This is a genomic window from Pseudomonas sp. TE3-3-F2023 (assembly GCF_036784815.1).
GTDB classification, from domain to species: Bacteria; Pseudomonadota; Gammaproteobacteria; order Pseudomonadales; family Pseudomonadaceae; genus Aquipseudomonas; species Aquipseudomonas pudica.
The window spans coordinates 3,535,511-3,561,779 of the sequence record NZ_CP145113.1 but is presented as its reverse complement, the minus strand read 5'-3'; the positions used below and the strand labels follow the sequence as shown (position 1 = coordinate 3,561,779).

The 26,269-nt window shown below is 64.2% G+C and carries 22 protein-coding genes and 1 riboswitch; of the genes, 10 read left to right on the top strand and 12 right to left on the bottom strand.

Annotation, left to right across the window (positions count from 1 at the left end; all coding sequences use genetic code 11):
- Window positions 1–4 precede the first annotated feature (4 nt).
- Window positions 5–913: an aldo/keto reductase gene (locus tag V3314_RS16000; RefSeq protein WP_338459257.1), complete on the bottom strand. Its 909-nt coding sequence runs from the start codon at window positions 911–913 to the stop codon at window positions 5–7.
- 89 nt (window positions 914–1,002) lie between these two features.
- Window positions 1,003–1,866 carry a Dyp-type peroxidase gene (locus V3314_RS15995; RefSeq protein WP_046614185.1) on the bottom strand — a complete coding sequence of 288 codons (864 nt, stop codon included), beginning with the start codon at window positions 1,864–1,866 and terminating at the stop codon, window positions 1,003–1,005.
- 185 nt (window positions 1,867–2,051) lie between these two features.
- Here V3314_RS15995 and V3314_RS15990 point away from each other — a divergent pair, with 185 nt between their 5' ends.
- On the top strand, window positions 2,052–2,945 hold the full coding sequence (locus tag V3314_RS15990; RefSeq protein WP_046614186.1) for a bile acid:sodium symporter family protein: 894 nt from the start codon (window positions 2,052–2,054) through the stop codon (window positions 2,943–2,945).
- A 118-nt stretch (window positions 2,946–3,063) separates the two neighbouring features.
- On the opposite strand, the gene V3314_RS15985 is transcribed toward V3314_RS15990, so the two are convergent.
- A complete protein-coding gene (locus V3314_RS15985) occupies window positions 3,064–3,531 on the bottom strand; it encodes a sterol desaturase family protein (protein WP_046614187.1) in 468 nt (155 codons plus the stop codon).
- A 166-nt stretch (window positions 3,532–3,697) separates the two neighbouring features.
- Between V3314_RS15985 and V3314_RS15980 the strand changes: the two genes are divergently transcribed.
- Window positions 3,698–4,207, top strand: coding sequence for a GNAT family N-acetyltransferase (locus tag V3314_RS15980; RefSeq protein ID WP_338459256.1), 510 nt, complete (start codon window positions 3,698–3,700; stop codon window positions 4,205–4,207).
- A 128-nt stretch (window positions 4,208–4,335) separates the two neighbouring features.
- On the opposite strand, the gene V3314_RS15975 is transcribed toward V3314_RS15980, so the two are convergent.
- Window positions 4,336–5,904 (bottom strand): sensor domain-containing diguanylate cyclase, encoded by a 1,569-nt coding sequence (locus V3314_RS15975; protein ID WP_135001930.1) that lies wholly within the window; start codon window positions 5,902–5,904, stop codon window positions 4,336–4,338.
- A gap of 152 nt (window positions 5,905–6,056) precedes the next feature.
- On the opposite strand from V3314_RS15975, the gene V3314_RS15970 reads away from it, so the two are divergent.
- Complete coding sequence (locus V3314_RS15970; protein ID WP_135001931.1) at window positions 6,057–6,557, top strand: DUF4142 domain-containing protein; 501 nt, start codon at window positions 6,057–6,059, stop codon at window positions 6,555–6,557.
- 8 nt (window positions 6,558–6,565) lie between these two features.
- Window positions 6,566–6,817 carry a hypothetical protein gene (locus V3314_RS15965; protein WP_338459255.1) on the top strand — a complete coding sequence of 84 codons (252 nt, stop codon included), beginning with the start codon at window positions 6,566–6,568 and terminating at the stop codon, window positions 6,815–6,817.
- Between the two features lie 108 nt (window positions 6,818–6,925).
- Here V3314_RS15965 and V3314_RS15960 read toward each other — a convergent pair whose 3' ends face one another.
- From V3314_RS15960 to V3314_RS15940, 5 genes are all read right to left on the bottom strand, one after another.
- Window positions 6,926–7,096: a DUF6021 family protein gene (locus V3314_RS15960; protein WP_219928554.1), complete on the bottom strand. Its 171-nt coding sequence runs from the start codon at window positions 7,094–7,096 to the stop codon at window positions 6,926–6,928.
- A 55-nt stretch (window positions 7,097–7,151) separates the two neighbouring features.
- Window positions 7,152–8,138: a DNA-binding protein gene (locus V3314_RS15955; RefSeq protein ID WP_338459254.1), complete on the bottom strand. Its 987-nt coding sequence runs from the start codon at window positions 8,136–8,138 to the stop codon at window positions 7,152–7,154.
- A 228-nt stretch (window positions 8,139–8,366) separates the two neighbouring features.
- Window positions 8,367–9,608, bottom strand: coding sequence for a cytosine deaminase (codA, locus tag V3314_RS15950; RefSeq protein ID WP_046614192.1), 1,242 nt, complete (start codon window positions 9,606–9,608; stop codon window positions 8,367–8,369).
- A gap of 226 nt (window positions 9,609–9,834) precedes the next feature.
- Window positions 9,835–10,497, bottom strand: a complete 663-nt coding sequence (tenA, locus tag V3314_RS15945) for a thiaminase II (RefSeq protein ID WP_084785179.1) — start codon at window positions 10,495–10,497, stop codon at window positions 9,835–9,837.
- The gene (locus tag V3314_RS15940) at window positions 10,494–11,141 is read right to left on the bottom strand and encodes a TenA family protein (protein ID WP_046614194.1); all 648 of its coding nucleotides are present in this window, start codon (window positions 11,139–11,141) and stop codon (window positions 10,494–10,496) included. The genes tenA and V3314_RS15940 overlap by 4 nt, the downstream gene beginning before the upstream one ends.
- Before the next feature lie 79 nt (window positions 11,142–11,220).
- Window positions 11,221–11,335, bottom strand: a riboswitch (TPP riboswitch).
- Window positions 11,336–11,576: 241 nt separating this feature from the next.
- On the opposite strand from V3314_RS15940, the gene V3314_RS15935 reads away from it, so the two are divergent.
- From V3314_RS15935 to V3314_RS15920, 4 genes are all read left to right on the top strand, one after another.
- Entirely contained in the window at window positions 11,577–14,969 is a 3,393-nt protein-coding gene (locus V3314_RS15935; RefSeq protein ID WP_338459253.1) for a multicopper oxidase domain-containing protein, read from the top strand.
- Window positions 14,970–15,023: 54 nt separating this feature from the next.
- Entirely contained in the window at window positions 15,024–16,007 is a 984-nt protein-coding gene (locus tag V3314_RS15930; protein WP_046614197.1) for an SCO family protein, read from the top strand.
- An 81-nt stretch (window positions 16,008–16,088) separates the two neighbouring features.
- On the top strand, window positions 16,089–18,413 hold the full coding sequence (locus V3314_RS15925; protein WP_338459252.1) for an EAL domain-containing protein: 2,325 nt from the start codon (window positions 16,089–16,091) through the stop codon (window positions 18,411–18,413).
- Window positions 18,414–18,531: 118 nt separating this feature from the next.
- On the top strand, window positions 18,532–19,482 hold the full coding sequence (locus tag V3314_RS15920; protein WP_338459251.1) for a site-specific integrase: 951 nt from the start codon (window positions 18,532–18,534) through the stop codon (window positions 19,480–19,482).
- On the opposite strand, the gene V3314_RS15915 is transcribed toward V3314_RS15920, so the two are convergent.
- From V3314_RS15915 to V3314_RS15905, 3 genes are all read right to left on the bottom strand, one after another.
- Complete coding sequence (locus V3314_RS15915; RefSeq protein WP_046614200.1) at window positions 19,472–20,467, bottom strand: SMP-30/gluconolactonase/LRE family protein; 996 nt, start codon at window positions 20,465–20,467, stop codon at window positions 19,472–19,474. The two genes, V3314_RS15920 and V3314_RS15915, sit on opposite strands and share 11 nt — an antisense overlap.
- An 87-nt stretch (window positions 20,468–20,554) precedes the next feature.
- Window positions 20,555–21,694 (bottom strand): glycerate kinase, encoded by a 1,140-nt coding sequence (locus V3314_RS15910; protein WP_046614201.1) that lies wholly within the window; start codon window positions 21,692–21,694, stop codon window positions 20,555–20,557.
- Between the two features lie 222 nt (window positions 21,695–21,916).
- On the bottom strand, window positions 21,917–23,014 hold the full coding sequence (locus tag V3314_RS15905; protein ID WP_025339054.1) for a sugar diacid recognition domain-containing protein: 1,098 nt from the start codon (window positions 23,012–23,014) through the stop codon (window positions 21,917–21,919).
- Window positions 23,015–23,177: 163 nt separating this feature from the next.
- Here V3314_RS15905 and V3314_RS15900 point away from each other — a divergent pair, with 163 nt between their 5' ends.
- On the top strand, window positions 23,178–24,506 hold the full coding sequence (locus V3314_RS15900) for an MFS transporter (RefSeq protein WP_046614202.1): 1,329 nt from the start codon (window positions 23,178–23,180) through the stop codon (window positions 24,504–24,506).
- A 198-nt stretch (window positions 24,507–24,704) separates the two neighbouring features.
- Window positions 24,705–26,225, top strand: a complete 1,521-nt coding sequence (locus V3314_RS15895; RefSeq protein WP_338459250.1) for an FAD-dependent oxidoreductase — start codon at window positions 24,705–24,707, stop codon at window positions 26,223–26,225.
- Window positions 26,226–26,269 lie beyond the last annotated feature (44 nt).

The following is a 26,269-nucleotide window of genomic DNA, read 5'->3' as shown; positions in this document are numbered from 1 at the left end:
GGGGTCAGGCAAACTGCTTGATCAGCGCCTGTTGCTGCGCCTGGGTCAGCAACGGCCCGTGCCCGGCCCTGAGCTGGTCAAGTTGGCGCTCGGGCCGGCTGGTCGCTGGGATGACCGTGGTCACCGCCGGGTGGCTGATGGCGAACTTCAGAAACAGCTGCGCCCAGCTGCCGATACCCGCCTCTGCCGCCCAGCCGGGCAAGGCCTGGTCCTTCACCCGGGCGAACAGGCGGCCATCGTCGAATGCCCGGTTGATCAGCACGGCAACACCCTTGTCCTGGCACAGTGGCAGCAGTTCGCGGGCCGCGTCGGGGGCATTGACCGAGTAATTGATCTGGATGAAGTCCAGCGGTTCGCTGCGCACGATCCGGGCGACCTCGTCCTGGCCGCTGTTCAGGTAATGAGTGATACCGACATAGCGGGTCTTGCCTTGCTGCTTCAATTCGCGGGCATAGGCCAGCTGGATCTGCCAGTCCCTCAGGTTGTGGATCTGCAGCAAGTCGACCTTGTCGGTGCGCAGGCTCTCGAGGCTGCCGGCCCATTGCGCTTCGGCGTCTGCCCGGCTGTCGGCGGCGATCTTGGTGGCGATGAAGCATTGCCGGTGCCAGCCGCCCTCTTCCAGCAACTGGCCGAGAATGCTGTCGGCGCCGCCGTAGTTGGGCGAGGTGTCGATGACCCGGCCACCGCCTTCGAAGAACGCCTTCAGTACAAGTTTCAGCTGCTGGTACTGAGCCGAGCCGGCTTGCACTTCGAAACTGCCGGAAGTTCCTGCACCGATCACCGGCAGCGCTTCACCGGTAGTCGGCACGTTGCGGGTCAGCAAACCCTCCGGGGCAGCGGCGTGCAACCAGGGGCTGGCGGCCAGCAAGCCAAGGGTGGCACCCGCGCGTAGGACATCACGACGTGCGTACATGGAAAAGCTCCCGTCATGAAGCGGAAACTTCCAAGGCTAGCCGCTGTACCCCGCTGCGTCCGGTGTTTCTGTATCTGGATGTTTAGCGATCAGACGTGCAGCAGCAGGCTCAGGTCGATACCCGTCTCGCTCATGGGCGGGCACCAGTAGTACCCACCGGTCAGTGGCCGGCTGAAGCGGTACAGGCCGTCGATGATGCCGTCCTCCAGGCCGCTCATGCGCCGCAGCTGCACCTCGAACGCATCGAAACTATGGCCCAGGGCCACGAAGGCCAGGCCAGCGCCACGTTGGTCGGCCCAGGCCACCGAACGACGAACCATGAACGCTTCTGGTTCGAAACTTTCCTGGGCAGTGCGCTTGACGTGGGCGGACTCGGGGGCGTCCTCGAGCTCTTCGTTGTCGCTGAGGCGACGGCCGATGATGTTGTCCTGGTCGGCCTGGGGCAGCGACTTGAAGTACTCCAGGTCGTGCTTCCACAACTGGAAAGCGGCAAAGCTGGAGCCATCGGCGCCAATGGCCGCCTGCACGGCCTCCTGGTCCACCGGGTTTTCGGTGCCGTCCTCATAGCCGGTCAGGTCATGGCCGCCACGGTGCAGGAAGCCGTCGACGCTGTCGGCCAGGCGCAAGGCCGGTGCCAATGCCTGCTCCAGGGCCTGGGCCTGCAGCAGCAGGTCACCGCGCTGGTTGCCACGCAGCCACAGCCACAGGGCGTGTTGGGTGCTGGGGTTCTCGACCGCAGCATCCAGCTGAGGGAACGCTCGCAAGCCAGGTACTTCACGGCCCAAGGCCTTGGCCAGCGGGGCGCCGACACCCATGATCAACTGTTCGCCATCGACCTGCGGCAGCAAGGCATCGAGCGCAGCAGGCAGGGCCTCGGGCGACTGCAGGGTGAAGAACAGGTGACGGGCGTGGGCCGGCACCGGGGTGGCAAGCAGACCTTGCTGGAACGGCATGACAGGCTAATCCTCGGTAAAAAGCAGGAATGCTACTGTGCCAGCAGGCCCACTGCAACGAGGCATACAGCCTCACCGGCCGCTGCACTTGGAAACAAACGGTTACCAAGTGATGGCGCTTTGCAATTAGCTATCAATCAGGGCCGACCTACACTGCTCGGGATCCTTCGTCCGAGTGACTGCCCATGACCGCCTCACCTTTGCTCACCGCCTTTCTGCCGCTGGCCTTGGGCATCATCATGCTCGGCCTCGGGTTATCACTGACCCTGGCCGACTTCGCCCGCGTGGTGAAGTACCCCAAGCCGGTGGTGGTAGGCCTGGTTTGTCAGATCCTGCTGCTGCCGCTGGTGTGCTTCCTGATTGCCAACGGCTTCGGCCTGGAGTCGGCCCTGGCGGTGGGGCTGATGCTGCTGGCCGCCTCGCCAGGCGGCACCACGGCCAACCTGTTCAGCCACCTGGCCCATGGCGATGTGGCGTTGAATATCACCCTGACGGCGGTCAACTCGCTGATCGCGATCCTGACCATGCCACTGCTGGTGAACCTGTCGTTGAGCTGGTTCATGGCATCGGACCAGGCCATACCGCTGCAGTTTGCCAAGGTGATGCAGGTGTTCGCCATCGTCCTGCTGCCGGTGGCGCTGGGCATGCTGGTTCGCCGCTTCGCACCCGCTTTTGCCGCGCGCATGGAGAAGCCGATGAAGCTGGTGGCCGCATTGTTCCTGGCGTTCACCATCGTCCTGGCGCTGGCCAAGGATTGGCAGACCGTGGTTGCGTATGCGCCGGTAGTGGGCCTGGCGGCGCTGCTGTTCAACCTGCTGAGCCTGGGCGTGGGCTACTGGGTGCCGCGCCTGTTGAACATCCCCAAGCGCCAGGCGATTGCCATCGGCATGGAGATCGGCATCCACAACGGCACCTTGGCGATTGCCCTGGCATTGAGCCCTTCGCTGCTGAACAACGCCACCATGGCGGTGCCGGCGGCGCTGTACAGCCTGATCATGTTCTTTACCGCAGCGGCGTTCGGCTGGTGGGTAAGCCGCGGGCATGTAGCGACGCAGCCCAAGGGTGAAACCGTAAATTGAAGGTACCGCTTGTGGCCCTATCGCCGGCAAGCCAGCCCCCAAAGGTACAGTGCTGGGCTGAGGGCTGGCGCTGTCCTTGTGGGAGCCGGCTTGCCGGCGATAGGGCCGGTACAGGTTTTTACAAATGGCTGCGCTTACGCCGCATCTGCTGCTTCAGCACTTTCAGCGGCGGAGCATAGAAAAACCCGAACGACACACTCCCCGTACGCCCCTTCACCGCATGATGCAACCGGTGCGCGCGATGCAAACGCTTGAGGTAGCGGTTGACCGGCCGTGGCTTGCGTGGCCAGTGCCGGTGAAACAACCCGTCGTGGGCCACGACATACAGCACGCCGTACCCCGCCACCCCGCCACCCACCCACTGCAAGGGTGCAAGGCCACTCTTGCCCATGGCCACCAGCAGCGTGGCGATCAGCCCCAGGGCCACAAGGTACAGGTCATTGGTTTCGAGCATGCCCAGTTGCGGCTCATGGTGCGAGCGGTGCAGCCACCAGCCCCAGCCATGCATGATGTACTTGTGAGCCAGCGTGCCAACGCCCTCCATGGCCACCAGGGTGCCGAACAGTACGGCGAGATTGAACAGCATGGAACGGTCCGGGGGATGGCAAGGGAAGGCGCAAGGGTACCGATTGCCCGCGTTTTTTTCCATGCAGGCGTGACCGGATGACGAAAGGTGTAAGCTCGGTGCGCTGGCAATTGCAGCCACAGGTGCTGACGGCAGGCCAGGACGTACAACTGGAAAGGACTTCTTCATGCGCATTCGCCCTACCCTCGAGCACGACATTCCATGGCTACCGGGCGTCGAACGCTCGGCTGCCCAGGCCTTTGCCGTCCGGCCGGCGCTGGCATGGCTGGCGCAAGGAGATGTGATGGACTGCGGCGCCCATCAGGCATTTGTCGAAGCTGGCGGTAGCTGGGTGGCCGAAGAGCCGGATGGGCGCATTATGGGATTTGCCTGTGCCCGGCTCGAGGATCGTGCGCTGCATCTTCATGAAATTTCGGTGCACCGGGAGGCCCAGGGGCAAGGTATCGGGCGCAAGCTGCTGCTGCAGGTGATCGATGCGGCGCGTCAGGCCGGGGTGCGGGAGCTGACCCTGACCACCTTTGCCGATGTGCCATGGAATGCGCCGTTCTACGCGCGCATGGGTTTCGAGGTTATCGATGAGGGGCTGCTGGATGCACGCTTGCAGCAGATTCTGGCCAGCGAGCGTGCCCATGGCCTTGAGGGCCGCTGCGCGATGCGCCTTGGCTTGGATAACTAGACCCACGGCTGCTCTGCAGCCCCATCGCCGGCAAGCCAGCTCGCACGGGGACCGCGCAGTGCAAAAGAGCTGCACATTACCTGTGGGCTGGCTTGCCGGTGATGGGGCCGGTACAGGCACCAGGGCCTTCATTCATCGACACTGACCACTGAACCTTCTGCCACACAATACCTGTCCCGCCCTTGGCGCTTGGCCTGGTACAGCGCCGCATCCGCTGCCGCCATCAGGCGCTCGGCCGTCACTCCCTCCCGCGCCAGGTCACCCACGGCAATCCCGGCACTGAACGATACCCGCCCCAGTGGGCTGCCCGCATGCTCCAGCGGCTGCCGACGCAACAGCTGTTGTACTTCCTGCACCAGCAGTTCCGCCCCGCGAGCATCGGTATCAGGCAGCAGCAGTGTGAACTCCTCGCCCCCATAGCGCACAGCCAGGTCGGCCGGCCGCTTCAGTGCTTGCTGCAGCATCTCGGCAAAGCGCCGCAGGCACTGGTCGCCCGCTGGGTGCCCGTAACGGTCGTTGTAGGCCTTGAAGTAATCCAGGTCGAGCATCACCAGCGCCAGCGGATAGCCCTGGCGTCGTGCACGGCGCAGCTCCGGCTCGAACACGGCATCCAGCCGACGGCGGTTACCCAGGCCGGTCAGGCTGTCGGTCAGTGCCAGGGCCTTCAGGGTCTGGTGTGCCTGGAGCAGCGCCCGCTCGATGACGATACGCTCGCGCAACTGGCGCAGCACCACGCCACCAAAGGCCGCCAGCCCCACCAGCAACAGCAGCAACACCGCCACCGACTTGATAGCATCGTGCCGCCAGGGCGCGACGATCGATTCCCGCGACAACCCCGCCTCCACTACCAGTGGGTAGCTGCCCAGCGCGCGATAGCCATACAACCGTGGCGTACCGTCCACCACGGCGACCGCTTCGGCCACCCCTTCGCTTGCGTGCGGCAGGTGGTTGCGGAAGATCTCGCTGCTGCTCAGGCTGCGGCCCACCACCTGCTCGACGAACGGCCGCCGTACCAGGATGGTGCCGTCACGCTTGGCCAGCACCAGCGCGCCGCGTTCGTCGATCTTGAAGTCGCCGTAGTAACGCACGAACCACTCCACCTTGATGGTGCCCAGCAACACCCCGGCGAAGCTGCCATCGGCATATTGCAGGCGCCGTGAAATGGGGATGATCAGGTCGCCAGTGGAACGGCTGCGCACCACCGAGCCGATGTGTACGCCACGGTCTGTATGGTCGCGGTGGTAGATGAAATAGTCGCGGTCGCCATTGTTGGCATTGGGCGGGACTACCGCCTGGTCGGTCACGATCCAGCTGCCATCCGGGCCATACACGAACAACCCGTGCAATTGCGGCATGATGCTTTTCTGCTGCACCAGCAAGGCATGCAGACGCGGCCGGTCGATGTGCTCGAAGCCGTCGCCCTCCAGGCGCTCGGCCAGCGCCGCGGTAATTGCATCGACCTGGCGGATGGCGTCTTCGGCATGCTGTGCCGTGGCCCGGGCCAGGTTGGTGACCATGTTCTCGGCGTTGGTGAAGGCGTGCCGGTAATCGCGCCAGATACGCCAGCCTTCAACCACGACGAAGGCCAGCATCACCACCAGCATGAACGCCAGTACCAGGCGGAACAGCGCCACGGCGCGGCCCTCGCCGGTTACCGCGAAGAACCCGTCCTCATCCTGTTTCCTGGCTGCACACATTGAAATCCCTAGCCATACCGCGTTCGCCGCCTTTCACTATAGTTCAGCGCCACCTGGGCGCGGCCGGCCAGTAAAAAGATTAAACCTTTGCCCTCGGTTCACCATCAACCGTACGCGACACTGAGGTCGCGCCACGGTTTAAGGAGTGAAGCATGAGCAGTCTCTTCATCAAGCGCGTCGGTTTCTCCATGGTGTTGGGCTTGGCATCGGTACAGGCTATGGCGGCGAGTTCCGATGACTTCGTCGAAGCGGCCACCGAGGCCGGTATTGCCGAAGTGGTCACTGGCAAGCTGGCTCTGGAAAAAACTCAGAATGCCGAAATCAAGACCTTCGCCCAGCAGATGGTCACCGACCACACCCAGGCCAATCAGAAACTTGGCGACATCGCTCGCAAGCTCGATATTTCCGTACCCGATGAGGCGGCAATAACCGACAAGGTCAAGAAAATGATCCTGGAATGGCGGGAGGAGTCGTTTGACAAGTCTTACGTCAACAACCAGGTCGACGCTCACGAAAAGGCGGTGGAGTTGTTCAAGAAGGAAGCGGCATCTTCTGACAAGGCTGAATTGAAGGCCTTTGCCAGCGAAACCCTGCCCAAGCTGGAACAGCATCTGGAGCACGCCAAGGCGCTTCAGGCCAAACACGCCAAGTGAGGGCCGCCATGAGTAACGAAGCATTGAAAGCCGAAGTGCTGACTCGCCTGCTGCATGCTCACCCCCAGGGGCTCGGCAAGGAAGTGCTGGACAACTACCGGGGCGAGAAAGCCGTGGCCGGTATGCTCAAGACGCTGCAGGAGGCCGGTTTGATCCAGGATGGCAGCGTTGCGGTGAGCAGCGACCACCAGATCAGCGTGAACTACCCCATCAAACTCTCGGCTGCGGGCGTGGAGGCAGCCAGGCAGGCAGAGTCCTGAGTCAAGCGAGCGTAGCTTGCCTGGCCAAGGCCTCGAGACAGCCTGCCCCAAGCAGTGCCGTGTTGATCGCGAGGGCCGCTGAGCGGCCCTTTGCGACAAATGCTACCTTCACGGTGCTTTTTCGACGTCCCGCGGTGGCTTGGCAGGCCCTTGAGGGTCGACTTGCGGATCCTCCACATCTGGCGAATCGGGGTCGAAACCCAAGTCCTGGCGTTTGTTCGCCTGCTCGGACGAATGCGGCCCTTGGGGATGTTTTCCTGGCTGTTGTGGTTCAGGCATGAGGCTTTCTCCGGTGAGTGTCTAGGGAAGAAACCACCGGCCAGGAAAAGTTTGATTAATCTGTATCCGCAGCTAGCTGGGCACGGCATTGAACCAACGCTTCATCACGTTGCTTCAGCTGCTCCTCGAGCTGCTGCAGTTGGCGAGCCTGTTCCGTGCACAAGTCGCGCCTGGCCTCCAGGTTCTGGGCCTGCACATCCAGCTGCCGACGCATTTCCTCGCTGGCACCCTGCGCCTGGGCCAGGATCGTTCGCAAACCCTGGATCTGCGCGTCGCGCTGCTCCAGCAATTCGTCCTGCGCCCTGCAGGCGCTGGCGGCCTGGCGGTGCTCGCCCAACAAGCGCTCGTTGTCGCGGTGCAGGCGGGTCAGCTCGTCCTGCTTGACGATCATGCCTTGCTGCAGCTGACGCACCTCCACCTGCAACTGTTGCAGCTGTGCTTCGTGGCGACGTTGCTCCTGTTCACGCTGTTCGCGGCTGGCGTTGCGGTAGTGTTCCAGCGCATCGCGGGCATGACGGTGCTTGTCTTCCAGTGATCTTACCTGCTCGTCCTTGTCGGCCAGGCGCACCTGCAACTCGCCCAGCGACTGGTTGAGGCTGGCACTGCGCAGCTGTTCGGCCTGCAGGGTGCTTTGGGTGGAGAGCAGCTTTTCCGATTCGGCGGCCAGTGCGGCCACATCGATCTGATGCTGTTGGTGCGCCGCTGCCAGGGCCTGCTGGGCAATCGCCAGCTGTACCTCCAGCTGTTCGCGCTGTCGAGTGAAGGTGCTTTCGGCCTGCTCGATCTTCAGGTCGGCCTCGTCCTGCAACTGGGTTGCCAGTTGCCCGACCATCCGGCTCAGCACATCACTCAGCGCAATGCCGCCCTCGGAAGCCACGGGCTGCTGGCCGTTCAATTCTTTCAGGTAGCGGTGAATCGTGGTCTTGGAGCCGGTGTTGCCCAGCTCGATACGTATGGCATCGATGCTGGGGTTCTCGCCCCGGGCAATCAGCGCCTGACGTGCCTGCTGCACTACAACCTTGTTTATACCGCCCCGGGCCATGCTTGCTCCTACGATTTTGTACCGTGTTATGTAGTATGTATTTACATACCAATTATGGAGACAGACCATTGCCCGTGCAAACATTTCCTATGGTGGAATAATCACGGCTTATCACATGTGATTGGTTCATGAAGGCCATACAAGGGAACAAACCAGTACGCCAGACAGCAAAACGCCCCGCTCGGCTTGAAGCCGGCGGGGCGTTGCAGAGGGCTGAGGCAGGCAGCGTCAGGTGTAGTGCTCGACCCTGGCAGGTGTTCTACGCATCAACACCTTGCCGTTGCGTATCGACACAAGTGCATGTCCCTGGCTGCGCACCATTTCGTAATCGTCCGGCGCCGACAGCAGCAACAGGTTCGCGGGCCGCCCCACCTCGATGCCGTAGCGCTCGCCCAGGTGCAGGGTGCGGGCGCTGTTGTCGGTAATCAGGTCCAGGCAGCGTTGCAGGTCTTCGTAGCCAAGCATGTGGCAGATGTGCAGGCCGGCCTCGAGAATACGCAGGATGTTGCCATTGCCCAGCGGGTACCAGGGGTCGACGATGGAATCCTGGCCAAAGCACACGTTCATCCCGGCCCGGTCGAGCTCGGCCACGCGAGTGACGCCGCGGCGTTTCGGGTAGTTGTCGAAACGCCCTTGCAGGTGAATGCTCTCGGTCGGGCAAGACACGAAATTGATACCCGATTGCTTTAACAGGCGAAACAGCTTGTAGCAGTAGGCATTGTCGTACGAGCCCATGGCCACGGTATGGCTGGCTGTCACCCGGGCGCTCATGTCGCGAACCCGCGCCTCTTCGGCCAGCACTTCGAGAAAGCGCGACTGCGGGTCGTCGGTCTCGTCGCAATGCACATCCACCAGGCAGCCGGTGCGCTCGGCCAGGTCCATCAGGAACTTGACCGAAGACACGCCCTGATCGCGGGTGTTCTCGAAATGCGGGATGCCGCCAATCACGTCGGCACCGATCGCCACCGCTTCGGCCATCAGCGCCCGGCCGTTGGCGTACGACTCGATACCCTCCTGGGGAAAGGCAACGATCTGCAGGTCGAGCAGGTGACGCACTTCTTCACGCACTTCGACCATGGCCTTGAGCGCGGTCAGGGTGGGGTCAGTGACATCGACATGGGTACGTACATGCTGGATGCCATGGTCCACCAGCATGCCGATGGTCCTTTTCGCGCGGTTCTTGATGTCGTCGTGGGTTGTGATTGCCTTGCGCTCGGCCCAGCGCTCGATGCCTTCGAACAGGGTGCCGCTCATGTTCCAGCGCGGCTCGCCGGCTGTCAGCGTGGCGTCCAGGTGGATGTGCGGCTCGATGAAAGGCGCCACTACCAGGTTCTGCCCGGCATCCAGGTCATCGGCAGCGCGCACCGCCACCCCTTCGGCCTGAGGCACGATGGCGGCGATGCGTTCGCCGTCGAGTTCGATGCGAAACAGGCCGGACCTGCCGCGCAGGCGTGCGTTGATGATGTTCATGATGCTTCTCCCTGGGCTTTGCGGGTGGCCCCTACCAGCATAGTGGCCCAAGCCTTGTGGTATTTGCTACTGGCCCTATCGCCGGCAAGCCAGCTCCCACAGGTAAATCACAGCCTTGAAGTCTGCGCAGTACCTGTGAGCTCCCACAGGTAAACCACAGCCTTGAAGTCTGCGCAGTACCTGTGGGAGCTGGCTTGCCGGCGATAGGGCCGGCGCAGGCAGCAAATCAGGCTCCGTCCAACCCCATCTGCCAGAAGTCCGCCTCCAGGCTGGACGCCTGGCCGAAAATCCCCACCAGCTCGGCAAACCGTTGCTCGGTCATGCTCCGCGCTGCCAGCTCGTCCAGATGCTTGCGCGCCGCGGTGGCGACACCCTGGTAGCCTTCACCGGCATACTCGGCGATCCACTCGCGGTACGGGTGATTGCTCAGATCGCCAATGCGCTCGGACAACGCACGGCCAATCTCGGCATAGCCGATTACACAAGGCGCCAAGGCCACATGCAACTCCAGCAGGTCACCCGCGGCACCACAGTCCAGCACATAGCGGGTATAGGCAACCGTGGCCTGGTGTTCAGGCGCGGCCTCGATATCGGCCTGGGTCAGACCCCAGCGTGCGCACAGGCGCAAGTGCAGCTCGGTTTCATCCAGAATCGCCGCCAGCCCGGCCTGCGCGGCGCGGATGTCGGCCGGGCGCCGGCTCTTGTAGGCGGCCAGCGCCCAGGCGCGGGCGAACTGGATGAGGAACAGGTAATCCTGTACCAGATAGGTGCGAAAGGCGGCTTCGCTCAACGTACCCTCGCCCATCTGGCGCACGAATTCGTGGTCGACGTAGCTGTTCCACTGCGGCGTGGCGGCAGCCTTGAGGCGGTCGAAGATATCCATGCTCATTTTTCCTCCGGGTAGACGGCATCGAAGAAGGCCAGCTCCAGCGCCACGGTGCGCAGGTAGAAGTCAGCTGCCAGCGCGGCTTCCTGCGGGCCGACCCGGTCGAGTTCGGCTTGCAGGAAGGCAACGAAGTCCTGGAATGCCGGGTTGTCGTGCAGGGTGATCCATTCGGCATGGACGAAGTTGTCCGGCATCGGTTTTGGCGCCTTCAGCGCCCAGTCCAGGTACAGGCCTTCGGCGACGTTGAGTACTGCCAGTGCGGCCGCATAGGACCGGGTGGCCGCCGCTTCGCGCATGATCGCCTTGAAGCCTGCGGTTGGCACGGTGTCGGCCGGTTCGCTGCGTTGCGTGGGGCTCACCCCCAGGGCCTCGAAGGCGCGCAGGAAGTAGGTGTTCTCGTCACTGGAGATCATCCCGGCAAAGCGGCCGAAGCGCAGGCGCGCCTCGAACGTGTCGGCGGTGGCGATGGCCGCGCCCAGCAGGGTCAGGAAGCTGTCGAGGAAGCGGTGGTCCTGCACCAGGTAGTCGACCATGATCGGGTCCGGCAGGCTGCCATCGCACAATTGGGTGACGAAGCGGTGGCCAACGGCCGCCGACCAGGTCGGCTCGCTGCGGCGGCGCAGGGACTGGCTGAAGCGTTCGGTCATGTTGCTGTCCTTGATGGAGAGTGACAGCGAGACCGCGGTGGTTGGCATGGACGGGCCTCGCAGTGAGGCCGGCAAAAAGGCAGGTTTCAAGTCCCATCCCTTCGCCGGCATGATCCGGATCAGGTTCGAAGGGTCACCGCGCTGCAGCGTCCAGCGGTTTCTCAGCCCGTTGCCGGGCTCCCCTTGGTGGCGCTCAGGTATACCCCAGGGCGCCGCTGCTGTCACCACCCAATCTGGGGGAAATGGGTGACCCACAAGTGGGGGGCTCACCCATTTTTGACGCCATGGCCATTAGCTCACATCAGGCGCCACAAGGGTTTGTTTAGAAACACATTCCTCGCATTTGGGTTGGCACAGCCGTTGCTCCAGCCCCAAAAACGGGCAAAACGCCACTGATGGCTGAAAGCCATAAGGCCGCGAGCGAGGCATAAGGCAATGAAAACACCTGCCGTGATCCACCCTGCCAGGCATGCATTCCAGCTATCCACCCTCACCACGCTGATGCTCGGCCTCGGGCTGGTGACGGCGACCGCCGCTCCCCTCGACGACAACAGCATGCCACCGCCGACCGACCCGTCGGCCTACACTGACCAGCCAGCCGACCCGACAAAGGCCTTGCTGGACCTGTTCAACATGCCGCCGGCCAACCAAGGTTCGCTGGAGCTGACCAATGGCGTGTACGGCAACCGCGACACGGTAAGCGCCAACAATGTGTTGCCACCGGCCCTGCAAACCGACAACAAATACCCCACCAATGGCAAGCCCAGCCCGCTGTTCGGGGCACTGCCGTTTACCCAGCAGCTACTGCTGTTCGAGGAATTCGGCACGGAAAAACTCGACCCCACGCTGCCGCCGCCAACCCTGACCTTCCCGGTGCCCACCCTGGGTGCGGCACCGGCGCAGGACCCCAACGTGGTTGCGCGCAGCGGCCCTAGCGGCACGGCCCTGGAAGCCTTCCTCAAACAGCCGGGCCTGTACCCGTTCCCGACCCAGTATTCCAATGTGCTCGACCGCAACCCGTGGAAGGCGCAGATCGAGATGTTCCTGAACCGCAAGCCGGTCGGCTCGCCGGCGGAAGGCCGGCCACCAGGAAAAGGCTGGTCGCACCAGCGCTGGAACGAGTTCTACCCGCAGGCCGGCTTCAAGACCGCCCAGGCTGGTGCACGCATCAACCAAGGACTGCGTGACCGCAAGCAACTGCACAACTATGCAGTCGGTGAATTTGCCCCGGGAGGTCTGTACTACCAGACCTCTGACATCCCGAACACGCTCGGCACCACCAAGGGCATCGACACCCGATTCCATCCGAAGATGCCATTGCAAAACCACAAATCGGTATGGACCTTCGACGGTACGTTCCCGCCCAAACTGCTGATGGCGCGCCATGGTCAGCCGATCCTGATGCGCCATTACAACGCCCTGCCGATCGACCCAGCAGCCAACAACGGCTTTGGCCTGCACACCCTCTCCACCCACGAGCACAACGGCCATTCGCCGGCCGAGAGCGATGGCTATGCCAATGCCTACTTCTTCCCCGGCCAGTATTACGATTACCGCTGGCCGTTGCAGCTGGCTGGTTACGACACCATCAACACCCGCGCCCAGGACCCACGCGCGGCGTTCCCCTGCTCGCCGGGGGAAACGCTGTTCGTCAATGACGCCTCGCCAGGGCTGAAAACCTGCCAGAACGGCAGCATCAAGATCCGTGGTGACTGGCGCGAAACCATGAGCACCCATTGGTTCCACGACCACATGATGGATTTCACGGCACAGAACGTCTACAAAGGCAACGCCGTGATGATGAACTACTACAGTGCCCTGGACCGCGGCAACGAGGCCCTGCAGGATGGCGTCAACCTGCGTTTCCCCAGTGGCTCGGGCATGCCGTGGGGCAACCGCGACTACGACGTCAACCTGGTGATCGCCGACAAGGCCTGGGATGCCAACGGCCAGCTGTGGTTCAACCCGTTCAACACAGATGGCTTCCTCGGCGACCAGATCCTGGTCAACTGGCAGTACCGGCCCACGCTCAAGGTGCGCGCGCGCAGCTACCGCTTCCGTATCCTGAACGGCTCGGTGTCGCGCTACTTCAAGTTCGCCGTGGTGCGTGAAATTGCCGGTACCAGTGGCGAATTCAAAGGCCCCACCGGCTCCAACCTGTCGTATGCGCGAGTGCCGTTCCACATGATCGCCAACGACGGCAACATCATGGAACACACCGTTCCGTTCGACGGTACCCTGGACCTCAACGGTGACGGCAACCTGCAGGACAACAACGGCATCCTGCCGCTGCAAGGCATCGCCGAGCGCTACGACATCATCATCAACTTCGCCAAGAACGGCATCAAGGTCGGCGACAAGCTGTACTTCGTCAACCTCGAGGAGCACCAGAGCGGCAAGGGGCCGGAAGGCGCCATCTCGCTGGCCGACGTGCTGTCGGAAAAGTACAAGCCAGTGATCAAGCAGACCACCAAAGGCCCGCGTTGGGAAAATGGTGATCCAGCAATCGGTAAGTTCCTGCAACTAGTGGTACAGCCCTACAGCGGCCAGGACTTGAGCATGAACCCGGCAGACTATGAGCCCGCCAAACCAGGGAAGGCTGCAGGCATGAAGATGCTGCCGCTGCCGATCGACCGCAACTCTGCCACCGACCAGGCCAAACTCCAGGCTGCCCGCCACCGCGAGTTCATCTTCGGTCGCTCCGACGGTACCGACACCCAGCCCTGGACCATCAAGACCGATGGCGGCTTTGGCTACTCCATGGACCCACGGCGCATCAGCGCGGCGCCACAGCTGGCCCAGCAGTCGACCGACGGCGGTTTCAGCGGCGACGGCACCCTGGAAGTGTGGAAGATCATCAACGGCGGCAATGGCTGGAGCCACCCGGTGCATGTGCACTTCGAGGAAGGCGTGGTCCTCAGCCGCGACGGCAAGGCACCGCCGGAATGGGAAAAATGGGCGCGCAAGGACGTGTTCCGCATCGGGCCGGATATCGACTCTTCGGAAGAAGTGGAAGTGGCGATCCGCTTCCGCGAGTTTGCCGGCACCTACATGGAACACTGCCACAACACCCAGCATGAAGATACCTCGATGCTGCTGCGCTGGGACCTGGAGCACCCAGGCCAGTTCCAGGTGATGCCGACCCCGCTGCCAGGCTGGGATGGCGTGGAGTACGTCGCTTCGGTTGGCCTGCCGACCTTCCGCACCAAAGACCGTGGCGACGACGACCCCATCAACAAGCCGCCAGTCGCGGCCAACGACAGCGCGGCTACCACGGCCGGCAAGCCGATCACCCTGAACGTGCTGGCCAACGATACCGACCCGGAAGGCAACCTGCCGCTGACCGTCGTCGGGCTCAGCCAGCCAGACTCCGGCCAGGGCAATACCAGCACGGATGGCACCAAGGTGACCTACACCCCGCCGGCCACTGTCACCACGCCGTTCACCGCCAGCTTCAACTACTCGGCGCGTGACGCCAAGGGCGCCGAATCGGTAGCGCCGGCCACGGTCAGCATCGCGGTAGGTTCGGCAGCGGTGGTCGACCAGATCCAGGTCACCAGTGCCACGGTACAGGTGCTCAGCAGCAACCGTTTCACCTGGGAAATTGCTGGCACTACCTCGGTGGCCACGGGCAACAGCATCACTGTGACCGCGGCCACTACCGGCGGCCCGGTGAACCTGGGCACCGCCACGATGACCGCTTCCGGCAGCGGTGCCAGTTGGCGGTTGGTGGCAACCACCTCCGGCTACGGCCCGGCCACGCCGGCGACGGTGACCGTGAAGTCGGCGCTGGGGCAGAGCGTGACCGCGCCAGTCAGATACAAGTGAGGGTAAAGCGGGGCTGCCATGCAGCCCCGCTACCGTTATCGACGAGGGTCCATAATGTCCGGCTCATGGCGTTTCCTGCTGGTGCTCTCGCTGTTCGCCGCCAGTATCCCGTTCTGGCCGCTGCAACCGCAGCAACCCGTGGCCGACGAAGCTGCAACGCCCTGGGGCGCCGACTACTTCCCCAACATCCCGCTGCTCACCCAGGACGGTGAAAAAGTGCATTTCTTCGACGACCTGATCAAGGACAAGGTGGTCGCCATCAACTTCATTTTCACCGGCTGCTCCGATTCCTGCCCGGTGGAGACTGCTCGCCTGCGCCAGGTACAGAAAATCCTCGGTGACCGGGTTGGCAAGGACATCTTCCTATACTCCATCAGCATCGACCCCTACAACGACACCCCCGCCACCCTCAAGCGCTACGCCGAAAAGTTCGGTATCGGCCCCGGCTGGACGCTGCTCACCGGCGAACCAGCCGATATCGAACAATTGCGCCGCAGCCTGGGGCTGTACATCGATGGCCTGGAAAACGGCCGTTCCAAGGACCACAACCTGAGCCTGATCATCGGCAACCAGGCCACCGGCCGCTGGATGAAGGCATCGCCCTTCGAAAGCCCGTACATCCTCGCCGACCGCCTGGGCAACAGCCTGCACAACTGGAAACAGGCCAGCGCCATGGCCAACGACTACGCCCAGGCTCCCGAGGTGCGCGCCCCCAGCAGTGGCGAGCAGCTGTTCCGTACCCGCTGCTCGTCCTGCCACACCTTGGGCAACGCCGAGCCAGGGCAGCCTGGCATCGGCCCAGACCTGCTGGGCGTGACCCGCCAACGTGATGCCAACTGGCTGACCCGCTGGCTGAAGGAGCCTGACCAGATGCTGGCCCAGAAAGACCCCCTGGCCATGCTGCTGTACGAACAGTACAACCGCGTGGCCATGCCCAACATGCGCCTGGGCGATGCCGAAGTCAGCGCGCTGATGAGCTACATGGAGGAAGAAACCGCGCGCCTGCAGACGCCTCTGGCCGATAAGGGCAATCCTTAAAGGCAATTAGCCATCAGTCATTAGACTGTCATCTAACTGTCGTATTTTTCGACCATCACCCAGGGTCGGGAACTATCAGCAGTGATTCGCCGTTCGCTTTCATCCGCCAGCCTTCTGCGGCTGCTGATCCTGATGCTCTGTGCAGCCACCCTGGCCTTTCTCTGGGGGCTGCACGTTTCGCAGAAGGCCGCCGCCCGCCAGGACGCGCTGTCAGCCAAGGCCGCCGAGCACCTGAACCTGGCCAGTATCGTCAGCGAAAGCCTGCGCCAGCTGGTGGATCGCGCCCAGGCCGTGGGCCGGGTCACCCAGGACGACATGAAGGTGCTGCGCCAGGGCAGCGCAAGCTTGGCGCGAATGCTTGCCGAAGACCCGGTTTTCAAGCGCATGAGCCTGTACGACCGGCGCGGCCGGCTGTTATCGGCCAGCCATGCCGACGAGGCCGACGAGCTGCCCGAAGACTGGTTGCGCCAGTTGCAGCGGCACGTTGCCCGCTACGGTTTCAAACCGTTCCTGCCCAGCGTGCAGCCCCCAGGCCAACCGGTCACCGAGCCCAACTGGCACCTGCCCTTCCTGCTGCCGCTGACCAACCTGCCCGGCCGCGAGATCGACAGTATCCTGGTGGTGCAGCTGGACATCGGCTACCTCGCCGTGCTGCTGCAGCACATCGACCTGGGCACCAGCGGGCTGGTGCGCCTGTTGCAGGATGACGGCCTGGAGCGGTTGCGCATCGATGGCAGCGGCGTGGTGGTAGCCGATGACGCACTACTGCCAGGGCTGCCGGACAACGGCAGTGAAGCGGGCATGCTGACCCAGTACGCGGCCGGCGCCCCGTACCAGAGCCTGTACCGGCGCCTGCCCGGGCGGGGTTTCAGCGTGGTGGTCAGCCAGCGCCAGGAGGAAATCCTCGCGCCCTCCACGCTGGCCTATTCCCGGCAGTTCTGGCTGAACCTGAGCATGACCCTGATGATCCTCGCCAGCCTGCTGTGGACCTTGCGACTGTTGCGCAAACGCCAGGAGGCCTTCAGCGCGCTGGAACAGGCCCAGCAGGTCAACCAGCAGTTGATCGGCCGCCTCGAGGACGAACACCGGCGCAGCAGCCACGCTGCGGCCACCGACCACCTCAGCGGCCTGCACAACCGCCGCCAGTTCGTCGAGATGGCCGGCCAGGTGCTCACCCGGCAACGCGGCAAGCGCCGGCTGATGGCGATCCTGTTCATCGACATGGACCGCTTCAAGTCGATCAACGACTCGCTCGGGCACAAGATCGGCGACTTGCTGCTGCAGGCCGTGGCCGGGCGTATCCAGCGCCTGCTGGAGCCCGGCGACGAGGCCTCGCGCTTTGGTGGCGACGAGTTCGTGGTACTGCTGGCCGGCGAGCGCAGCGAGGAACAGATCAATGCCTGGGTCCGCGTACTGGTGCAGAGGCTGTCGGCCACCTACGCGCTGGACGGCCAGGAGGTCAACACCAGCCCCAGCGTGGGCGTGAGTATCTGCCCGCGCGATGGCCAGGACATCGACAGCCTGATCCGCAGTGCCGATGCCGCGATGTACTCGGCCAAGCAGGCCGGCCGAGCCCAGTACCGCTTCTTCGACCCGTCGCTGAACCTGGCCGACATCCACGCCTTCACCCTCGAACAGGCCTTCGGCAGCGCCCTGGCCGAGCGCCAGTTCGTGCTGCACTACCAGCCACAGATCCGCCTCGACACCCAGCAGGTGCTGGGCTACGAAGCGCTGGTGCGCTGGGACCACCCCGAGTTCGGCCTGCTGTACCCGGACCGGTTCATCGGCCTTGCCGAACGCAGTGGCTTCATTGTCGAGCTGGGCTGGGAGGTGTTGCGCCTGGCCTGCGAGGCGTTGTCGGGTTGGGGGGCTCAGGGCCGGGACACGCGGCTGGCGGTCAATGTCTCCGCCCTGCAACTGCGCCAGCCGGATTTCGCTGCACGGCTATTGAGCAAACTGCAGCAGTACGCCATCGCTCCGCAGCGGCTGGAGCTGGAAATCACCGAAACCACCATCCTAGAGCCCGAAGGCACGGCGGTGGCGCACCTGCACACCCTGCGCAACGCCGGTTTGGGGGTCAGCCTGGACGATTTCGGGCGCGGCTACGCCGGCTTCGCCCACCTGCACTCGCTGCCGCTGAGCAAACTGAAGATCGACCGCTCGCTGATTGCGCCGCTGTCCAACAGCCACGACGACAGCCCGATCGTGTCGTCCACCATCATCCTTGCCAAACGTCTGGGCCTGGAGGTGGTAGCCGAGGGCGTGGAAACCCGCGAACAAGTGGTGTGCCTGAAGCTTGCTGGCTGCGATATCGCCCAGGGCTATCACTTCAGCCGGCCGCTGTCGTCGGCGCAGCTGCGCGACTACCCGCTGTTCAACGGTATCGAGGACAAGGCCTGCGTGTAACAGAAGCTCTGGCCGGGAGCAGAGAATGAGTGATGGTCGTCGGCACGCCAGCATCGCAGCCGGGACAGGCAATTCATTTCGGTTTATCGTGTGCCCATCACCCACTTGCACCTGCACCATGACCGACATCGAGCGCTACGTCCGCGCCGCCACCCGTGACAACACCCGGCGCAGCTACCAGGCCGCCATCGAGCATTTCGAAACCCACTGGGGCGGTTTTCTGCCGGCCACGGCCGAGAGCATTGCCCGCTACCTGGCCGACCACGCCGACCAGCATGCCGTGAGCACCCTGCGCCAGCGCCTGGCGGCGCTCAGCCAATGGCACGTCGCCCAAGGTTTCCCCGACCCGACCAAGGCGCCGTTGGTGCGCCAGGTGCTGCGCGGCATCCGCACCTTGCACCCGACGCCGCCCAGGCAGGCCGCGCCGCTGTTGCTGCAGCACCTGCAAAGCGCAGTGGAATGTTTCGAAGAAGAAGCCCGCCAGGCCCGGGAGCAGCGTGACCTGGCCACCCTGCGCCGGGCGCGTCGCGACGCTGCGCTACTGTTGCTGGGCTTCTGGCGCGGTTTCCGTGGGGATGAACTGGCCCGCCTGCGCGTAGAGCACATCCAGGCCGAGGCCGGTGTCGGCATCACCCTGTTCCTGCCGCGCAGCAAAGGCGACCGCGAAGCCCTTGGCGTGCAACACCGCACCCCGGCCCTCAAGGCGTTGTGCCCGGTCACGGCCTACCTGCAATGGCTGGAAGTCGCCGGCATCGCCCATGGGCCAGTGTTCCGCAAGCTCGACCGCTGGGGCAACCTCGGCGACACCGCGCTCAACAGCAACAGCCTGGTCGGCCTGCTGCGGCGCATGCTGGAACGCGCCGGGGTACCGGCGGCGCTGTATACCGGCCACTCGCTGCGCCGTGGCTTTGCCACCTGGGCCACGGCCAATGGCTGGGAGTTGAAGGCGCTGATGAGCTATGTGGGCTGGAAAGACGCCAAGTCGGCATTGCGCTACATCGACGCGGCGCAGCGCTTTGGCGAACTGGCCGTGCTACCGGCCAGCCAGGCACAAAAGCTCATTCCTTGAAGGTATGGCGGGCTATACCGCCAATTTCGGGGCTGATGGCATACAGGTCGCCCGCATCAGGGTAATGGTGCAGGTCTTCGGCACTCATGCCGAAGCGCGCGGTGCTGATGAACAAGGTATTCATCCCCTCCCCCCCGAAACAGCAACTGGTGGGGCAAGGCACCGGCATCAGCACCTGATCGGTGAGGTGGCCATGGCGGTCATAGCGCAGCAGGCAACTGCCATGGTACTGGCACACCCACAGGCCGCCTTCGCGGTCCAGCGCAAGGCCGTCCGGCCGCCCCAGTTCGGCGGGGGTTTCGGCAAACAGGGTGACCGCGCCAAGCCGGCCTTCGGCCAGGTAACTGGCGCGATAGATCGAGCGCGCCGCCGAATCGACGAAGTACACCGTGTGGCCGTCCTGCGACCAGGCCAGGCCGGTGGGCAACGCCATGTCGTCGTGGATCACCTGATCATTCAAGTTTCCGTCAAAGCGGAACAGCGCCCCGGTGTTGCCGCTCAGGGCATCGTCCATCAGACCGGTCACGAAGCGGCCCTGGGGGTCGCAGGCGCCGTCGTTGAAACGGTAGGTCGACCGTGGGTGAACCGACACCGAATGCCGACGCACCTTGCGCAGCGGCACGTCGAAGATGGCCACGCTGGCATCCTCGGTGAAAATCAGGTTGCCTTGGTTGGTCAACGCCAGCGCGCCGATGCGTGCCGCGGACTCGTACAGGCACTCGGCTTGGCCATCGGGCCTGAGGCGGTTGATGCGCCCGCCAGAGATATCGACGAAGTACAACGCACCGCTGCGTTCATCCCAGACCAGGCTTTCACCCAGGTCGGCGCGGGTGCTGGCGACGTTGACTGGCAGGTAGCTGCATGGCTGGAGGTGGTTACGCAGCTCGCCCGCCTGCGCAAGCGTCAAGGAACAGGCCAGTCCCAGGCCCTGTGCGGCATCGGTGAACACCGCTACGTTGTCGTGGAATGGCTCTGTGACGGGCATTTGCTGGCTACCTTCGATTCTCCTTCCTACGATAACAACAAAAAAATCAATGACCAAGCGCGGGGTGCGCCTGACTGCAGCGGTCAATCAAGTTCGCGTTGCGCGGCGCCACAACCGCCCGATATCACAAGCACGCGCCCGCAACAGTTCAGCGGCATCGGCACATGCCTGCTCCAGGCTCATCGGCCCGCTGGCCAGGGCAAAGGCAGCATCGACACCGTGGGCATACAGCTGTTGGTAGCCTTCACCCAAGGTCCCGGCCAGCACCACCACCGGCACCCCGTGGCGCTTGGCAACCCGGGCCACACCCATCGGTGTCTTGCCGCGCAAGGTCTGGGCGTCAAAGCGCCCTTCGCCGGTCACCACCAGGGCTGCGCCCTGCACCAAGGCATCCAGGCCGGCCAACTCAGCCACCACTTCCACCCCGGGGCGGAATTGCGCGCCCATGAATGCCCGCGCCGCGAACCCCATGCCGCCGGCAGCGCCACAACCAGGGTAGTCCCGTACATCTTCACCCAGCAGCTGCGCACAATGGTCGGCAAAATGACTCAGGGCGTGGTCCAGCGCCTGCACCTGCTGTGGGTTGGCGCCTTTCTGCGGGCCGAAGATCGCCGAGGCACCATTGGCGCCACACAGCGGGTTGTCGACGTCTGCTGCAACTTCGAACTGCACCTCAGCCAGGCGCGGGTCGAGGTCGCTGGCATCGATGCGGGCCAGTTTGGCCAAGGCCAGGCCGCCCTCCTCCAGCACTTGCCCGTCGGCGTCCAGCAGGCGCAGGCCTAGCGCCCGCAACATGCCACTGCCCCCGTCGTTGGTGGCACTGCCGCCGATGGCCAGCACTACCCGTTGCGCGCCGGCGGCCAGGGCGGCGGCAATCAGCTCGCCGGTGCCCCAGGTGCTGCTGCGGCAGGCATCGCGCTGGCCAGGCGGCACCAGCTGCAGGCCACTGGCCTGGGCCATTTCGATAATGGCCGTGCGGCTTTGCGGAAGCCAGCCCCAGCCCGCCTCCACGCTTTGCCCCAAGGGCCCGCGCACGGCCTGACGACGCAGTTCGCCGTGGCTGGCGGCGAGAATCGCATCCATGGTGCCTTCGCCACCGTCAGCCATCGGGCACTCGACCAGCTCGGCCTCGGGCCATGCCTCGCCCAGACCCGCTGCGATGGCGCGGGCGACACCGGCAGCGTCGAGGCTGTCCTTGAACGAGTCGGGGGCAATGACGATCTTCATGGGGGTTCTCCTGTCCTGATGAGCGGCATGCTGACAGGTGGCTGCCAAGGAGGCCTCGGTCAAATGCACAAAACGCCGGGCGGGTTGTTTGGGCAGTTGCCTTTCGCCTGTACTGGCCCTATCGCCGGCAAGCCAGCTCCCACAGGTTCAACACAGGCCTGAGAGCAGCAAGTATCCTGTGGGAGCTGGCTTGCCGGCGATTGGGCCGGTGCAGGCTGCCCTTCAGTCGGCAGGCAGCAGCTGCAACCCCAGGTACAAGCTAAGCATCCCTTCCATGCGCAGTGGGTCGACCTCGCCCAACTCGGCAATCCGCTCCAGGCGGTAGCGCAAGCTGTTGCGGTGGATGCCCAGGGCATCGGCACAGGCCTGGCTCTGGCCGTCATGGGCACACCAGGCGCGCAGAGTAGTGAGCAACTGTCCGCTACTGTCCTTGCTGCGAATACGCTGCAACGGCTCCAGCAGTTCATCCAGCGCATCATCGTTGCGATGCCGCCACAGCAATGCTGGCAACCGGTAGCGCTGCAGGCTGAGCAGGCGCTCGCCGGGCAGTACCTCGCGCCCATAGGCCAACAGGTCGCGCACCCGGCGATAACCCCGGCGCAGTTGCTCCAGGCTTTGCGCGGCACTGCCCAGGGCCAGCCGCTCCACCTCCCAGCCATGACGCTGCAGGCGTTCCAGCAGACGAGGCTCGTCCAGCACCACGCCAGCCGGGCGACACCACAACAACGACTGGCGGGCCGGGCTTACGCACCAACTGTCCGGGTAGCGGCTCATCAACCATGCCGCCAGGGTTTCGGCAGCTGGCCCCGAGGCCAGTTCGAACAGGCACGGTACCCGTGGCAACTGGGGTTTCAAGCCCAGTTGCCGGGCCTCGTCGAGCAACCGCGGAGAATCGCCGCTGCCGCCCAGCAGCAGGGCCAGCAAATCGTCACAGCGCTGCCGTCGCCATTGCTGGTCGGCCTGCAAATGGCGCTGGGCCAGCAGCATTTCGGCGGTCATGCGCACCAGCTCACCATAGGTACGCACTTGCTGCGGGTCACCGGTCAGGCCAAGTACGCCCATCAATCGGCCATCGAGCATCAGCGGCAGGTTCACCCCGGGCTGCACGCCCTTCAGGCATTTGGCCGCGTCGGTATCCAGCTCGACGATACGGCCGTTGGCCAACACCAGTTGCGCGCCCTCGTGGCGGGTGTTGATACGCTCCGGTTCGCCACTGCCGAGGATCAACCCCTGGCTGTCCATGACATTGACGTTGCATGGCAGAATGGCCATCGCCCGGTCAACGATATCCTGTGCCAGGTCATGGTCGAGTTCGAACATTGAGCGGTCCTTTGGAGATCAGGGTTTTGGGCTCGGGCACAGCAGCCCGGTGCAAGTGCTGTGCAAAAGCACAAAGACAGGCACGCCGCAGTCCCCGAGACTCGTCAGGGCGAGCGCCGGAACAGGCGACGCGGCGACAACCATAACAACAGAGAACCCGATCATGGCATACAGCCCCGCCCCTGACCAAGGCACGGACACCCACCGCAACGCGCTGTACCGGCGCATCACCCTGCGGCTGATTCCGTTCATTTTCATCTGCTACCTGTTCAACTACCTGGACCGCGTCAACGTCGGCTTTGCCAAGCTGCAGATGCTCGACGCCCTGAAGTTCAGCGAAACGGTGTACGGCCTTGGCGCCGGCATCTTCTTCATCGGCTATGTGCTCTGCGGCCTGCCGAGCAACCTGGCGCTCAACCGCTTCGGCCCGCGGCGCTGGATCGCGCTGATGATGATCGCCTGGGGCAGCCTCTCCACCTGCCTGCTGTTCGTCACCACACCCACCGAGTTCTACGCCCTGCGCCTGCTGACCGGCGCCGCCGAAGCCGGCTTCTTCCCGGGCGTGGTGCTGTACCTTTCGCGCTGGTTCCCGGCGGCCCGTCGCGGGCGCATCATGGCCCTGTTCATGTCGGCGATCCCGGTTTCGGGCCTGCTCGGCGGGCCGTTCTCCGGCTGGATCCTGCAACACTTCGCCGCTGGCCAGCATGGCCTGGCCGGCTGGCAATGGATGTTCCTGATCCAGGGCCTGCCAACCGTTGCACTGGGTGTACTGGCGGTGTTCCTGCTCAGTGACGGCTACCAGAAAGCCGCTTGGCTGAGCCCGACCGAACGCCAGCTGATCGCCGCCGACCTCGAGGCCGATGCCGCCAGCAAGCCGAGCACTACCGGCGACAGCGTGCTCGCCGTGCTGACCAACCCGCTGATCTGGACCTTCGGCTTTGTCTACTTCTGCATCCAGAGCGGTGTGTACGCGATCAACTTCTGGCTGCCGTCGATCATCAAGAACATGGGCTTCGACAACCCGTTGCTGATCGGCTGGCTCAGCGCCATCCCGTACCTGCTGGCCGGCGTATTCATGATCCTCTGCGGGCGCTCGGCCGACTTGCGCAACGAGCGCCGCTGGCATCTTGTGGTGCCGATGCTGATGGGCGCCATCGGCCTGCTGATCGCGGTGAACTTCGCCGGCAACCCGGCCATCGCCATTCTCGGCCTGTCGATCGCCACCATGGGCGCGCTCACCGGCCTGCCCATGTTCTGGCCGATGCCCACCGCGCTGCTCAGCGCCAGCGCGGCTGTTGCAGGCCTTGCGATCATCAACTCGGTGGGCCAGATGGCCGGTTTCCTCAGCCCGTACCTGGTCGGTTTCATCAAGGACCAGACCGGCTCGACCGATGCCGCACTGTATTCGCTGGCGGCGTTGATCGTGTTCGGTAGCCTGGTGGCCTTGCGGGTTACCCGGTCCGGTGCGCTGAGTACTGCAAGGGCCAGTTGAACCTCTTCGCGGGCTCGCCCGCTCCCACAGGATCACCACAAGCTCTAACACTGTGGTATCCCTGTGGGAGCGGGCAAGCCCGCGAAGGAGCCAGCCCAGGCCACGTAAAATCCACACCCTCCACCGATCGTCAGCTCAACGCATCCCCTCCCCGACCCAGGCGTCAAATGGTTCCAAAGGCCCCTTTGGAGAACCCCCATGACCCAGCACGCCGTTGCCCGCCTGGCCCAACTCGACGAATACCGCCCCCTGCGCGTCCAGGCCGGCAGCGAGGAAATCATCCTCATCCGCCAGGGCGACCAGGTGCACGCCTACCAGGGCAACTGCCCCCACGAAGGTGCGCCACTCAATGAAGGCGTGGTGTGCGGCGGCCTGCTGGTGTGCCCTTGGCACAAGGCCGCGTTCGCGGTGGACGAGGGCGCGGTCTGCGAGCCGCCGGCCCTGGCCGACCTGCGCCGCTACAAAACCTGGGTCAAGGGCGACGAAGTCTGGGTCGACGACCAGCCCCTGCCCAGAACCGAGCCGCCCCGCCACAGTGATGCCCGCTGTTTCGTGGTGGTCGGCGCCGGTGCCGCGGGCAGCGCCGCAGTTTCCACCCTGCTGGCCCATGGCTTTGCCGGCCGCCTGGTCTGGATCGATCAGGAGCACCAACCAGCCTACGATCGTACTTCCCTCAGCAAGTTCGTGATCGCCGGGCAGATGCCGCCCGATGAAGTACCGGCCCTGCTCGAGGCCGATGCCCTGCGCAAGGGCCACCTAAAACGCAAGCATGGCAAGGTGCGCACCCTGAACACCCAGAAACGCCAGGTTACCTTGGCCGACGGCCAGCAGATCGACTATGACGCCTGCCTGCTGGCCACCGGCGGCAAGGCGCTGCGGCCCGATATCCCGGGTGTTGACCTGCCCGGGGTATTTACCCTGCGCTCAAGGGAGGATGCCGCGCACTTGCTGGACGCTGCCGAGCCCGGCCAGCCGGCAGTGATCGTCGGCGACGGTTTCATTGGCCTGGAGGCCGCCTCGGCCTTGCGCAAATATGGCGTGCAGGTGCACCTGGTCACCCGCCATGAGGTCCCCCTGGCCCGGCAGTTGGGCGAGCGCATTGGCCGTAGTATCCGCGAGCTGCACGAACGCAAGGGGGTCACCTTCCATGGCCCCACCGAGGTCGAGCGGATCGAGGGCCAGGGCAAGGTCGAGGCCGTGCTGCTGGCCAACGGTGAACGGCTACAGACGCCATTGGTGCTGCTGGGCACCGGGGTCAGACCGGCGACCGCTTTCATACAAGGGGTGCTGCTGACCGAAGACAAGTCGGTGCAAGTGGACGCTGAAATGCGCGCTGCAGATGGCCTGTGGGCCGCAGGGGATATCGCCACCTTCCCGCTCAGCGGGCGCCCGGTGCGAATCGAACACTGGCGCCTGGCCCAGCAACATGGAGTGATCGCCGCCGCCAACATGCTTGGCGAGCAGCGCCGCTACGCCGACGTACCGTTCTTCTGGACCTACCAGCATGGCCGCACATACGAAGTACTGGGCCACGCGAGGGACTGGAACCGTATCGAGTTCGTCGGCGAGCCGGAAAAAGGCGACTTCATCGCCTTGCAATGCGTGGATGAGCGGGTCGAGGCGGTCATCGCCAAGGGCTATTCCGATGCCATGGCGACGCTGTCGCAACGCCTTAAGCGCCCGCTGAGCTTGCAGGAGGCCTTGGCGCTGATCGGTTGAGGCTGCCTTTCATTGCGCCCCGGTTGTGTGTAAAACGGGTAGAT